Source organism: Streptomyces sp. DSM 118878 (genome assembly GCF_052936595.1).
Genome location: NZ_CP193622.1, coordinates 5,634,673 through 5,647,608, shown reverse-complemented (window position 1 = coordinate 5,647,608; position 12,936 = coordinate 5,634,673). Strand labels below are relative to the sequence as shown.

Below are 12,936 nucleotides of genomic sequence, written 5' to 3'. Positions count from 1 at the left end.
TGCCGTCGCCGGTCCTGGCGTCACGCCAGGCGTTCGACCGCGGCCGCCACCCGCTCGTCCGTCGCCGTCAGCGCCACCCGTACGAACTGCTCGCCCGCGGGTCCGTAGAAGTCGCCGGGCGCCACCAGGACGCCCAGGGCCGCGAGATGGCCGACGGTGTCCCAGCAGGACTCCCCGCGCGTGGCCCACAGGTACAGGCTCGCCTCGCTGTGCTCGATGCGGAAGCCATGCTTCACCAGGGCTTCGCGCAGGGCGGTGCGCCGGGCCGCGTACCGCTCGCGCTGCTCGCGCACGTGCTGGTCGTCGCCGAGCGCCGCCACGACGGCCGCCTGGGTGGGCGCGGACGTCATCATGCCGCCGTGCTTGCGGATCTGCAGCAGATCGCCGAGGACGGCCGCGTCACCGGCGATGAACGCGGCGCGGTAGCCCGCGAGGTTCGAGCGCTTCGAGAGCGAGTGGACGGCGACGAGGCCCTCGTACGAGCCGCCGCAGACGTCCGGGTGCAGGACCGAGACCGGATCGGCCTCCCAGCCCAGCTCCAGGTAGCACTCGTCGCTGACGAGCAGCACACCGTGCTCACGCGCCCAGGCCACGGCCCGGGTCAGCTCCTGCGCGCCGAGGACGCGGCCGGTCGGGTTCGAGGGCGAGTTGAGCCAGAGAAGCTTCATCCCGGCCGGGTCGAGGTCCGCCACCGCGGCGTCGGACGCGAACACGTCCGGGTCGTACGAGACGTGATCGGCCCTGGCCAGGCGCGCGCCCACCTCGTACGTCGGGTAGGCGAGCCGCGGGTGGGCGACGACGTCGCCCGGGCCGAGGCCGAGCTGGGTCGGGAGCCAGGCCACGAGCTCCTTGGAGCCGACGACCGGCAGTACGTTGCGGTGCGTGAAGCCCACCGCTCCCAGGCGCCGCTCGCACCAGCCGGTGAGCGCGTCACGCAGCTCGGGCGTGCCCCACACCGTGGGATAGCCCGGCGAGTCCGCCGCCGCGATCAGCGCTTTCTGGATCAGCTCGGGCACCGGGTCGACCGGCGTGCCCACCGACAGGTCGACGATGCCGCCGGGGTGGGCGGCCGCCGTGGCCTTGTAGGGCTCCAGCTTGTCCCAGGGGAAGGTGGGAAGGCGGTCGGAAACTGCGGACACGTACTGACTCCCGGCTTGCGTGGATGGACAAACGCCCCGGTCCCGTACGCAGGACCTGCCGTACGGGACCGGGGCGGCGCTTCGAGCCGCCGTTACTGGTTCTGCGGCGGCAGTGCGGCGATGAAGGCGTGGTCGCGCTCGATCAGGCCGAGCTTGCTCGCGCCGCCGGGAGAACCCAGCTCGTCGAAGAACTCGACGTTCGCCTTGTAGTAGTCCTTCCACTCCTCAGGAGTGTCGTCCTCGTAGAAGATCGCCTCGACCGGGCAGACCGGTTCGCAGGCTCCGCAGTCGACGCATTCGTCCGGGTGGATGTACAAGGACCGGGAGCCCTCGTAAATGCAGTCGACCGGGCACTCCTCGATGCACGCCTTGTCCTTGACGTCGACACAAGGCTGCGCGATGACGTAGGTCACGCTGTCGTTCCTCCTCGATACGGGCGTTGGCGGGCCGTCCTCAGGCTCCGCTCGCCTGGCGCGCGGGAGCGCGGCGTCGTCGATGCCCGCACCTAGTATCTCCGTTCCTGGGCATGATCCGAACAGGAGGGGCGCGAGAAGCCGTGGAATTCACTGCGGGCGGACGACTTGAGGTCCGCGTAACCCCCGCTGACGTGGGCAAACGTGTATCAGTCCGGCGTCGGAGCGATGCCGGTGAGCGCGGCGACAGATTCACCGACACGGTGGGTGTTCTCACATCGTGGGACAACGGTGTGCTGCTCATCACACGAAGGACCGGTGAAAGCGTCCGAATCGCGCAGAACACCCTGGTCGCGGGCAAGGTCGTACCGACGGCGCCGGCCCGCAGGCGCGGCCCCGCCGCCTCGTACGAGGAGCTGGCGCGGGTGTCCGCGCGCGCCTGGCAGCCGGTGGAGAGCGAGCCGCTGGGCGACTGGGAGCTGCGGGCCGCCGCCGGGTTCACGCGGCGGGCCAACTCGGCGCTGCCGCTCGGCGATCCCGGGCGGCCCCTCGACGAGGCGCTGCGCGGGGTGCGGGAGTGGTACGGGGCGCGCGGCCTGCCCGCGTACATCCAGACGGCGACCGGCGCCGAGGGCACCCAGGAAGTGCTCTGCGCGGAACTGGCGGAGCGGGGCTGGGAGCGCGAGGTCAGCGCGGAGCTGCACATCGGCGCGCTCGCCCCGGTCGGGGACCTGGACGCGGATGTGGCGCGCGTGGAACTCTCGCGTTCCTGCGACGAGGGATGGCTGCGGCGGTACGGGCGGGCCGCGGTCACCGGGCCGCATGTGCGCAAGGTGCTGGCGAGCGGGCCCTCGGTGTGGTTCGCTTCCGTGCCCGGGAGCGGTGACGCCCCGGCAGCCATCGGCCGGTGCGTGGTCGACGGGCGCTGGGCGGGATTCATGGCGGTCGAGGTGGATCCCGGGTGCCGCAGGCAGGGGCTCGCCACCTCGGTGATGGCCGCACTGGCCCGGCAGGCCCTGTCCGACGGCGCGTCGGCGGCCTGGTTGCAGGTCGAGAACGGCAACGACGGCGCGCGGGCGCTGTACGGCGGGATGGGCTTCGCGGCGCATCACACGTACCACCACTACCGGCACGCACGGGCCTGAACGGTAGGCGCGTGGCCCGGCAGCACGGCACGGCACACGGCAACAGCGCCCGACCAGGGCATGAGACACGAGGCACGTATGCACGCGGAGTCCGGCGAATGGCGGCGGCGGTTCGCCGAGGAGGTACGGTCCGAACGGCCCGATCTGGCCCTGCTGTGTCTGCTGATCGGCACGGAGGCGGACCCCTCGCTCGGCCAGGAGGGGATCGACGCCGCCGAGATCGAACTCGACCGGCTGGCGGGCCTGCTGCCCTTCCGCCCCGGCGGACCCCGCGCCTGGGCGACGGCGCTCGCCGAGCTCCTGGGTGAGCAGTGCGGCTTCCAGGGGACGCCGGGTGACTACCAGCGCCTGGACTCCTCCCTGCTGCACCTGGTCCTGCGGCGCCGCAAGGGGCTGCCGATCCTGCTGTCCGTGGTGTGGATGGAGGTGGCGCGGCGCGCCGGCGCCCCCGTGTACGGCGTGGCGCTGCCCGGTCACTTCGTGGTCGGCTTCGGGCCGCGCGACGAGCAGGTGCTCGCCGATCCGTTCGACGGCGGGCGCATCCTGACCCGGCAGGACGCGGAGCTCCTCGTGGCGGGGACCGCGGGGACCGGGGTGCAGCCCTCGATGCTGGCACCCGCCGACCCGCTGAACATCGTGCAGCGCATCCTGAACAACATCCGCGCCTGGACGGCCGCACGCCCCGAGCGCTCGGAGGTCGCGCTGTGGGCGCTCGACCTGTCCCTGCTGCTGCCGGCACACCCCGCCCGCCTGCGCTACGAGCGGGCCCAACTCCTCGTACAGCGGGGCGACTTCCTCGGCGGCGCGGCGGAGCTGGACGAGTACGCCGATGTGGTGACGGCGGTGGAGCCGACCACCGCCGAGCGGGTGCGCCAGCAGGCACGGGCGGCCAGGGCCATGCTGAACTGAGTCCTTCGGGGCGGTAAGCGATCGGGCCGGGCGGGCACCACGGACGTATGCGTTCCCGAACCCCCGGAACCACCGAGTGGCGACGGCTGTTCGCGGCCGAGGCCGGGGCCCCGCGCCCCGACCTCGCGCTGCTGTGCCTGCTGATCGGCACGGAGGTGGACCCCTCCCTCGACCAGGAGGGGATCGACATGGCGCGGCGGCTGCTCGACCGTCTCGCCGAGCAGGCCGCGCTCGGCAGCGGCGGCGGCCCTCCCGGCACCCCGCGGGCGTGGGCCGCGGCCGTCGGGGAACTCCTCGGCGGGCGCTGCGGGTTCCGGGGCAGACCCGGCGACTACCAGCGCCTGGAGTCCGCCCTGCTGCACCAGGTCCTGCGGCGCCACAGGGGCCTGCCGATCCTGCTCTCGGTGCTCTGGGTCGAGGTGGCGCGGCGCGCGGGCGCCACGGTCCACGGCATCGCCCTGCCCGGCCACTTCGTGGTCGGCTTCGGTCCGCCGGACGGCCAGGTGCTCGCCGACCCCTTCGCGGGCGGCCGGGTCCTGACGGGCACGGACGCCGAGCTGCTCGTGGCGGCGGCCACCGGGGCGCCCCTCGCGCCGTCCATGCTGGTCCCCGCGGACACGCTGGACATCGTGCGGCGGGTCCTCGACAACATCCGCGCCTGGGCCGCGCCCCGCCCCGAGCGCTGCGACGTCTCCCTGTGGGCGCTGGACCTCTGTCTGCTCCTGCCGTCGCCGCCGCCCCGGCTGCGCTTCGAGCGCGCCCAGCTCCTCGTACAGAAGGGGGACTTCGCCATCGGCGCCCGCGAGCTGGACACCTACGCCGACGAGGTGGCCGGTACGGACACGGCGACGGCGGACCGGGCCCGGCACCAGGCACAGATGGCCCGCGCCCGGCTGAACTGAGCTTGCCGTGGAGAAGCAGGTGCGGATTCATGCCGGAGGCCGGGCGCCCCGCGTGGATGGGGTGCCCGGCCTCCGGGTGCCTACGAGGATCAGCTCGCGTTCGTCTCGATCACGCCGATCCGCTCGGCGGGCGTCTTGCCGACGAGTGCCTTGCCCATCGCCTGGGCGACGTCGGTCGGCTGGACCGGCGTCTTGTCGCCGTTGCCGCGCTGGATCAGGACCCCGTCGAAGACGTTGCCGTAGAGCTTCTCCAGCTCGGCCGTGTTGTAGTGCACCTCCAGAGTGCCGCCCTTGACGACCCTGGTCTCCAGGATCTTCGGGAGCGACTTCTCCGGGCCGAACGGGATCGACTTGTCGCCCGCCTTGATGGTGACGTTGGCGGACATCGCAGGCCTGGCGAACCGGGTCATGAACTTGTCGACCTCGGCCTTGGAGACCGTCGGCTTCCGCGTGGTCACCGGCACCTGGACCGTGCCCGCGCTGCCCGTCTCGACCTGCTTCTTGTAGGCCTCCGCGACGGCCTTGGTGGACGCCTGGGCGTCGATGCCCTTGCCGACCTTGCCGTAGACGGGCACGGCCTTGCCGGGCACGAACTCGACCGAGCCCTCCTTCGCCGATCCCGAGCCGCCCGCGGCGCGCTCCAGGGCGGCCGCCAGCTTCTCCTCGTCGACGGGCATGACGGGCTCGACGACGCGCTCGCCGCCGATCAGCGAACCGACCACCGAGACGGGGTTGTAGTCGCTGCCCGCGGCCTCCCTGACGGTGGCCTGGCTGTCGAGGGTCAGCCCCGCCTGGTCCGGCTTGAGCGTGACCTCCGTACCGTCCACCGACAGCTTCAGGGGCTTGGCCACGCGCTCGCCGATGGCCTGGTCGAGCTTGTTGACGGCCTCGTCACGGGTGCCGCCGCCGATGTCGACGCCGAGCACCGTGGTGCCCTTCGGCACGTCGGCGTGGTTCATCAACAGGCCCGCGCCGTACGCCCCGCAGGCCACGACGACCACGGCGACCGCGAGGAGGACCAGCTTGCTGCGGCCCTTCTTCTTCTTGGCCGCTGGCGCCGGGGCGGACGGTACGTCGGAGCGCACCGGCTCGGGCAGCTTCGGCGGGGTGTGCGCCATCGCACCGTCGGCGCCGGGGCCCGGCGGGAACGGGGAGTCGCCCTGCGTCGGCGGCACGACGGGGATGCCGCTGGTCAGCGTCTCGCCGGAGACGTTGCCGCCGGGCGGCGGCGCGGCGGGACCGGACTTCTGCGGGGTGAGGATCGCGGTGTCGTCGCCCATGGCGGGCGAACGCGGCGCGGCGCCCGCCGGGTTGCCGGGGCCGCCGGGCGGCGAGGGCCGGCCGGCTCCCGGGGGCGGCGCCATCGGGCCGTCGCCCGTGACAGGGCCGCCGGTCGGTCCCGCGGGGCCGCCGGAGAAGTAGGGCAGGTCGCCGCGGGTGGAGTCGCCGCCCTGCGGGACGCCCGCGCCGAGCGGGCCCGACGCCACGGCGCCCGACACGTCGAAGGAGCCCGTACCGGAACCGTTCCTGCCGGGGCTGGTGGGGCCCGCGGGGCCACTGGGACCGCCCTGTGGGGCGCTGGGGCCGCCCTGGGCGCCACCGGGGCCGCTCTGGGGGCCTCGGGAGGCTCCGGGGCCGCCGGGGCCGCCGGGGGCTCCTGAAGCGGGGGCCGACGGGCCGACGTTGGCCTGGCCGCCGCTGGGGGCGGGCGCGGACTTGCGGGGCGCGAACCAGTCGCTCGTCTTCTCCTCGCCCGAGCCGGCCGAGCCGGTGGGGCCGGCCGAGCCGGTGGGGCCGGCCGAGCCGGTGGGGCCCGTACCGGACGAGCCGGGGCCGCCCTCGCCCGCGGCGGACCGGGCACCGCTGCCGGAACCCGAAGCGGAACCGGAGCCCTGCGATCCGACACCGGTGGAGGAAGCCTGTCCCGCACCGGACGCACCGGGCCCACCAGGCGCACCGGACGCACCAGGCGCACCGGGTGCCGCGCCGTCACGTCGGCCGCCGTCGTCCGGCGCGTCGCCGCGCGAGCCGTCGTCGCCGACGGGTGTACGCATGACGACCGGCGGGATCGGCCGCGAACCGGGGATGTTGATCCGGATGCGGGTGGTCAGCGTGGTCTGGGTCTCGGGCTCCTCGGGCCGCTCGTCGGCGGCCTGCCGCCGCCCTCTGTCCGGGCCGCCGTCGGCAGCGCCCTGCGCCGGGGAGCCGTACGGCGGCGTCCCCGAGGGGTATGCGGCTCCACCGCGCCCCTGGGGCCCGGCGGACGAACTGTCATTTTCACGACTCAAGGCAGGTTCTCCTGGTTGACTCCGCCGCCCGTCTCGACCTCATCCGGGGTCCCCCAGGCCGGAGGTGGGGGAGGCTCGGCGGCCGCACCACCATACTGTCCGCCGTCGGCGCTCATTCTGTGCCCGGCGTCAAACCCGTGCGGAACACGGTCCGAAGTGGTACGTCACTTGCCAAGTCGGGCGGTGGACCCGCCCGGTTGCGGCCCTCGGCCGAGCGTGGCACACATCACAGCCACGGCCATCCCGCCGAGCAGGTAGGCGTAGCTGCCGAGACCCGCGCCGAAGAGGAAGTCCCCCTCGGGTCTGCTCGCGGTGAGCAGCATGACCGCCACCAGCCAGCCCGCGGCGGGCGCCACCGCCCCCGCCTTGGTGCCGACCGCCCGCGCCCCTCCGTAGAAGGCCCCCGCGGCACCCACGAGCGAGAGCAGCAACCCGGCGGGGAAGAAGCCGCCTTGGACGAGCGCTCCCGCCACGCCGATGACGGCGCCGAAGACGAAGAGACCGGCGTAGACCGCGACGCGACCCAGCCGCAGCGGCTGCGCGAGGAAGCTGCCCGCGGGCGCGGGAGCGGGGCTCGGCGTCGGCCTGGAGGAGCCCGCACCGGTCCCTGAGGAGGCCCTGGATCGCTTACTCACAGCGCCGTCACCTCAGTCACGTCCGTCACCCTTTCGAGGCCCGCGAAGAGATCCGTCTCCCGGGCCCCGCCCTCCGTGGACACGTCTCCCCGCACGAGTTCGTAGTACTCCACCTCGAAGAGGGGCTGCGCGAGGTCGTTGGAGAGGACGAAGAGCGGCCCGTCCACGGTGACCTGGGTGGCGTGCGCGGCCATGGCCGCCGCCTTGGCCGTCCTGAAGAGCGCGCCGTCGATCTCCGTGGTGATCCGCTCGTCGTCCGTGACGCCCGGCACGTCCGCAGGGGCGCCCGGAGTGCTGAACGACGACTGCGGGAGCACCTCGCGCAGCCACCGGAAGCGCTCCTCGACCACGGAGCGCGGGGCGCGGTTCCAGTAGATCTTGGCGATGGTGTGCGGCTCCCCGGCGCCGGCGCGGAAGGCCGGGTCGGCCGCGAGCTCCGCGGCGCGCATGGCGACGCGGTGCGCCTGGATGTGGTCGGGGTGGCCGTAGCCCCCGTCGGGGTCGTAGGTGACGAGGACCTGCGGCCTGACCTCGCGGATCACCTCGACCAGATGGGCCGCCGCCTCGTCGAGACCGGCCGACCAGAAGGCGCCGGGGCGGCGGTTCTGCTCGGTGTCCATCATCCCGGAGTCGCGGTAGCGGCCGGGGCCGCCGAGGAAGCGGTGGTCGGTGACCCCCAGCTCCTCCATGGCGGCGGCCAGCTCCCCGACGCGATGGGGCCCCAGACGGTCCTCGCGGTCGGCGGCGAGATGGGCGAGCTCGGCCGGAATGACCTCGCCCTCCTCACCCAGCGTGCAGGTGACCAACGTGACATGGGCGCCCTCGGCCACATACTTGGCCATGGTCGCGCCATTGTTGATCGACTCGTCGTCCGGGTGCGCGTGCACGAGCAGCAGGCGCCGGGCGGGCAGTTCCGTCATGGGACCACCCTACGAGGACGACGAGGGCGCCTCAGAACTTGATGTCGCCGATCACCCCCGCCACGTTGGTCGTCAGCTCGTTGATCGTCGGGGCGATGGACGAGCTCGCCAGGTAGAAACCGAGCAGTGTGCAGACCACCGCGTGTCCGGTTTTCAGTCCTGACTTCTTGACCAGCAAGAAGACAATGATCGCCAGCAGCACCACCGCCGAAACCGAGAGTGCCACGGCGGTCACCTCCAAGTCGTTGCCGTAACCCAGTGCGGACGCCAGCGGGTACATACCCACCCAGCGCTACGGATCATAACTATCCGTGCGGACGCATACCGGAGCACGGCAGCACAAGGGGGCGCATGCGCCATAGGCTCGGAAGATGACCACCGAAGACCCCGGAGTTCCCAGGCCCGGCGAGAGCCCGGCGCAGCCGCTCTCCTTCCCGCGTCAGCAAGCCCGTACGCAGCGCTTCACCCTCGGCGCGCCCCGTGCGTTCACGGTGGCGCCCGACGGCTCCCGCGTCGTCTTCCTGCGCTCCTCGTCCGGCACCGACCGGGTGGGCCGGCTCTGGGTCCTGGACGTGGAGGACGGCCGCGAGCGGACCGCCGCCGACCCCGAGGCGCTGCTCGGCGGCACGGCGGAGCGGCTCTCCCCGGCCGAGCGCGCACGGCGTGAGCGCAGCAGGGAGAGCGGCGCGGGCATCGTGGGCTACGCCACGGACGCCGCGGTGGAGTTGGCCGCGTTCGCCCTGTCGGGCCGGCTCTTCGCGGCGGAGCTGCGCGCGGGCACGACCCGCGAACTGCCCGCCGCGGGCCCCGTGATCGACCCGAGGCCCTCGCCCGACGGGCGGCACGTCGCCTACGTGTCCGGGGGCGCCCTGCGGGTGACGGGCGCCGACGGCGGGGGCGACCGGGTGCTCGCCGCGCCGGAGCCCGGCGAGCGGGAGACGGTGACGTACGGCCTCGCGGAGCACGTCGCGGCCGAGTCGATGGCGCGGCACCGCGGGTTCTGGTGGTCCCCCGACTCCGGCAGGCTGCTCGTGGCGCGGGTCGACGACGCGCCCGTGCGGCGCTGGTGGATCGCCGATCCCTCGCAGCCGGAGCGGGAGCCGGCGCGGATCGCGTACCCGGCCGCGGGCACCGACAACGCCGACGTACGCCTGTTCGTCCTCGGTCTGGACGGGTCGCGTACCGAGGTGGTGTGGGACCGGGCCCGCTTCCCCTACCTCGCCCGGGTGCACTGGTCGGCGGACGGCGCTCCGCTGCTGCTCGTGCAGTCCCGCGACCAGCGCGGGCAGCTCTATCTCGCGGTGAACCCGGAGAACGGCTCGACGCGGATGGTGCACGCGGAGGAGGACGCGGATTGGCTTGAACTGTTCGCCGGTGTGCCCTGCTGGTCGCCCAGCGGCAAGCTGGTGCGGATCGTCGACGAGGGCGGCGCGCGCGTCCTCGCGTGGGGCGAGAGGCCGCTGACGGGAGCCCAGTTGCACGTCCGCGCGGTCCTGGACGTGACCGAGGAGGACATTCTGCTCTCGGCGTCGGCGGGGCAGGCGGCCGCCGACCCCGAGACCGGTGAGGTGCACGTCTACCGCGTCAACGAACTGGGCGTGGAGCGCCTTTCGCGTGAGCCCGGCGTGCACGCGGCGGTCCGCGCGGGCGGCCTCACCGTGCTCGTCTCGGCCGCCCTCGACCGCCCGGGCTCGCGGGTGCAGGTGCTGCGGGACGGCAAGCGCGTGGCGACCGTGGCCTCCTGTGCCGAGCGTCCGGGGCTCACGCCGCGCGTGACGCTCACCGAAGGGGGCACGCGCCGCATTCCGTGCGCCGTCCTGCTCCCCACGGAATACAAGGCGGCGGACGGGCCGCTCCCGGTACTGCTCGATCCGTACGGCGGACCGCACGGTCAACGCGTGCTCCATGCGCACAACGCCTTCCTCACCTCGCAGTGGTTCGCCGATCAGGGCTTCGCGGTGATCGTGGCGGACGGCCGCGGCACGCCGGGCCGCTCCCCCGCCTGGGAGAAGTCGATCAAGAACGACCTGACGCTGACGCTCGACGACCAGGTCCACGCCCTGCACGCCCTCGCCGAGACCCACCCCCTGGACCTCGGCCGGGTCGCGATCCGCGGCTGGTCCTACGGCGGCTACCTCGCGGGGATGGCCGCGCTGCGCCGCCCCGACGTCTTCCACGCGGCGGTGGTCGGCGCCCCGGTGACCGACCTGCGGATGTACGACACGCACTACGAGGAGCGGTACCTCGGCGACCCGACGAAGACCCCGGAGACGTACCGCCACAACTCCCTGGTCGGCGACGACGGGCTGATCGAGGCGGCCGAGCCGCACCGCCCGATGCTCGTCATCCACGGCCTCGCCGACGACAACGTGGTGGTGGCGCACTCCCTGCGCCTGTCGTCCGCCCTGCTCGCCGAGGGCCGTCCGCACGAGGTCCTGCCGCTGTCGGGCGTGACGCACATGATGTCCAAGGAGGGCGTCGCGGAGAACCTGCTCCACTTCCAGGTGGACTTCCTGAAGCGCTCCCTGGGTTTGTAGCGCCCCCGGCTCTGGGCCCGCGGCGCTACGGCACGACCCGCTTCTCCTCGGCGAAGTGACAGGCCGAGTCGTGCGCCGCGGGCCCCTCCTCGTGCCGGAACTCCGCGGGCACCGCGAGCGGGGGCACTTCGAGGGCGCACCGCTCGCGCGCCTTCCAGCAGCGCGTGCGGAACCGGCAGCCCGAGGGCGGATGGGCGGGCGAGGGCACGTCGCCGCTGAGGATGATCCGCTCCCGGTGCTCACGGGCCTCGGGGTCGGGGACCGGCACGGCCGAGAGCAGGGCCTGCGTGTAGGGGTGCGTGGGGTGGTCGTAGATCTCCTCGTCCGTGCCGGTCTCGACGATCCGCCCGAGGTACATCACGCCGACCCGGTCGGAGATGTGCCGCACGATCGACAGGTCGTGGGCGATGAAGACGTAGCTCAGGTCGAACTCGTCCTGGAGCTTCTCCAGGAGGTTGATGACCTGCGCCTGGACCGAGACGTCGAGGGCGGAGACCGGTTCGTCGGCGACGATGATCTCGGGCCTGAGGGCGAGCCCGCGCGCGATGCCGATGCGCTGGCGCTGGCCGCCGGAGAACTGGTGCGGATAGCGGTTGAGGTACTCGGGGTTGAGCCCGACGACATCGAGGAGTTCCCGCACCCGCTGCCGCCGCGAGCCCTTCGGCGCGACCTCGGGATGGATCTCGTACGGCTCCCCGATGATGTCGCCGACGGTCATCCGCGGGTTCAGCGAGGTGTAGGGGTCCTGGAACACCATCTGGATGTTGCGGCGCACGGCCTTGAGCGCGCGTCCCGAGAGACCGGTGATGTCCTCGCCCTTGTAGCGGATCTCGCCCGCGGTCGGCCGCTCCAGGTTGACCAGCATCCTGGCGACAGTCGACTTGCCGCAGCCCGACTCCCCCACGATGCCGAGCGTCTCGCCCTGCCCGAGCTCGAAGTCGACGCCGTCCACGGCCTTGACCGCGCCCACCTGCTTGCGGATCACGACGCCCCGGGTCAGCGGGTAGTGCTTGACCAGGCCGCGGACCTGGAGGATCGGTTCACGCCCGGCGTTCGGGTGCGGCATCGAGCGTCTCCTTCCAGAAGTGGCAGGCGCTTCTGCGCTCGGCGGTGAGCCCCTCGTACGTCACCCGGGCGAGCGGCGGATCGTCGGTGCGGCACACGTCCTGGGCCATGGGGCAGCGGGGGTGGAAGGGACAGCCGGGCGGGATGTTCATGAGGTTCGGCGGCAGGCCCTTGATCGCGTAGAGGTCCTGGCCCTTCTGGTCGAGACGCGGGATCGATTCGAGCAGGCCGAGGGTGTACGGGTGCGCCGGCGCCCGGTAGATCTCGTGGACGGGAGCCCGCTCGACGATGCGGCCCGCGTACATCACGGCGATGGTGTCGGCGACGTCCGCGACCACGCCGAGGTCGTGCGTGATGAGGATCAGGCCCATGTTCATCTCGCGCTGGAGCTCCGCGAGCAGCTCCATGACCTGCGCCTGGACCGTGACGTCGAGGGCGGTGGTCGGCTCGTCGGCGATGATGAGGGCCGGTTCGAGCGCCATCGCCATGGCGATCATGATGCGCTGGCGCATGCCGCCGCTGAACTGGTGCGGGTACTGTCCGACGCGCTCCCCGGCGGCCGGGATGCGCACCCGGTCCATCAGCTCGACGGCCCTGGCCCTGGCGTCCTTGCGCGACATGCCCTTGTGCACCACGAACATCTCGCCGAGCTGCGCGCCCACGCTGAGCACGGGGTTCAGCGAGGACAGCGCGTCCTGGAAGATCATCGCCATTTCGGCGCCGCGCACCTTGCGCCGCTCTTCCTCCTTGAGCCTCAGGAGGTCCCTGCCGCGGAAGAGGATCTCGCCCGAGGTGATCTTCCCGGGCGGGGTGTCGAGGATGCCCATGATGGCCTGGGCGGTCACGGACTTGCCCGAGCCCGACTCGCCGAGGACGGCCAGGGTCTCGCCCGCCGCCACGCTGTAGTCGACGCCGTTGACGGCGTGGGCGACCCCGTCCCTGGTCCGGAACTCCACGTACAGGTCGCGCACTTCGAGCAGCAT

At 73.0% G+C, this 12,936-nt stretch carries 12 protein-coding genes; 4 read left to right on the top strand and 8 right to left on the bottom strand.

The annotated features are described in order from the left end of the window. Positions 1-20 precede the first annotated feature (20 nt). Together ACRAKF_RS25225 and fdxA are read right to left on the bottom strand one after the other, a co-directional pair. Positions 21-1,139 carry a bifunctional succinyldiaminopimelate transaminase/glutamate-prephenate aminotransferase gene (locus tag ACRAKF_RS25225; RefSeq protein ID WP_447039776.1) on the bottom strand — a complete coding sequence of 373 codons (1,119 nt, stop codon included), beginning with the start codon at positions 1,137-1,139 and terminating at the stop codon, positions 21-23. Positions 1,140-1,231: 92 nt separating this feature from the next. Next, positions 1,232-1,552, bottom strand: coding sequence for a ferredoxin (fdxA, locus tag ACRAKF_RS25220; protein ID WP_030573070.1), 321 nt, complete (start codon positions 1,550-1,552; stop codon positions 1,232-1,234). 143 nt (positions 1,553-1,695) lie between these two features. On the opposite strand from fdxA, the gene ACRAKF_RS25215 reads away from it, so the two are divergent. The 3 genes from ACRAKF_RS25215 to ACRAKF_RS25205 are packed head-to-tail and all read left to right on the top strand — an operon-like array spanning position 1,696 to position 4,508. After that, complete coding sequence (locus ACRAKF_RS25215; protein ID WP_447039775.1) at positions 1,696-2,697, top strand: GNAT family N-acetyltransferase; 1,002 nt, start codon at positions 1,696-1,698, stop codon at positions 2,695-2,697. A gap of 60 nt (positions 2,698-2,757) precedes the next feature. Beyond that, positions 2,758-3,606 carry a transglutaminase family protein gene (locus ACRAKF_RS25210; protein ID WP_447039774.1) on the top strand — a complete coding sequence of 283 codons (849 nt, stop codon included), beginning with the start codon at positions 2,758-2,760 and terminating at the stop codon, positions 3,604-3,606. 47 nt (positions 3,607-3,653) lie between these two features. Next, on the top strand, positions 3,654-4,508 hold the full coding sequence (locus tag ACRAKF_RS25205; protein ID WP_447039773.1) for a transglutaminase-like domain-containing protein: 855 nt from the start codon (positions 3,654-3,656) through the stop codon (positions 4,506-4,508). A gap of 89 nt (positions 4,509-4,597) precedes the next feature. Here ACRAKF_RS25205 and ACRAKF_RS25200 read toward each other — a convergent pair whose 3' ends face one another. From ACRAKF_RS25200 to ACRAKF_RS25185, 4 genes are all read right to left on the bottom strand, one after another. Continuing rightward, positions 4,598-6,796, bottom strand: coding sequence for a hypothetical protein (locus ACRAKF_RS25200; RefSeq protein WP_447039772.1), 2,199 nt, complete (start codon positions 6,794-6,796; stop codon positions 4,598-4,600). Between the two features lie 164 nt (positions 6,797-6,960). After that, complete coding sequence (locus ACRAKF_RS25195; RefSeq protein WP_447042156.1) at positions 6,961-7,329, bottom strand: DUF6113 family protein; 369 nt, start codon at positions 7,327-7,329, stop codon at positions 6,961-6,963. A gap of 98 nt (positions 7,330-7,427) precedes the next feature. Further along, on the bottom strand, positions 7,428-8,351 hold the full coding sequence (mshB, locus tag ACRAKF_RS25190) for an N-acetyl-1-D-myo-inositol-2-amino-2-deoxy-alpha-D-glucopyranoside deacetylase (RefSeq protein WP_447039771.1): 924 nt from the start codon (positions 8,349-8,351) through the stop codon (positions 7,428-7,430). 31 nt (positions 8,352-8,382) lie between these two features. Then, the gene (locus tag ACRAKF_RS25185) at positions 8,383-8,577 is read right to left on the bottom strand and encodes a hypothetical protein (protein WP_447042154.1); all 195 of its coding nucleotides are present in this window, start codon (positions 8,575-8,577) and stop codon (positions 8,383-8,385) included. Positions 8,578-8,722: 145 nt separating this feature from the next. On the opposite strand from ACRAKF_RS25185, the gene ACRAKF_RS25180 reads away from it, so the two are divergent. Continuing rightward, on the top strand, positions 8,723-10,888 hold the full coding sequence (locus ACRAKF_RS25180) for a prolyl oligopeptidase family serine peptidase (RefSeq protein ID WP_447039770.1): 2,166 nt from the start codon (positions 8,723-8,725) through the stop codon (positions 10,886-10,888). 25 nt (positions 10,889-10,913) lie between these two features. Here ACRAKF_RS25180 and ACRAKF_RS25175 read toward each other — a convergent pair whose 3' ends face one another. Continuing rightward, positions 10,914-11,954 (bottom strand): ABC transporter ATP-binding protein, encoded by a 1,041-nt coding sequence (locus tag ACRAKF_RS25175; RefSeq protein ID WP_447039769.1) that lies wholly within the window; start codon positions 11,952-11,954, stop codon positions 10,914-10,916. Continuing rightward, on the bottom strand, positions 11,929-12,936 hold the full coding sequence (locus ACRAKF_RS25170) for an ABC transporter ATP-binding protein (RefSeq protein WP_447039767.1): 1,008 nt from the start codon (positions 12,934-12,936) through the stop codon (positions 11,929-11,931). Before ACRAKF_RS25170 ends, ACRAKF_RS25175 begins: the two co-directional genes overlap by 26 nt.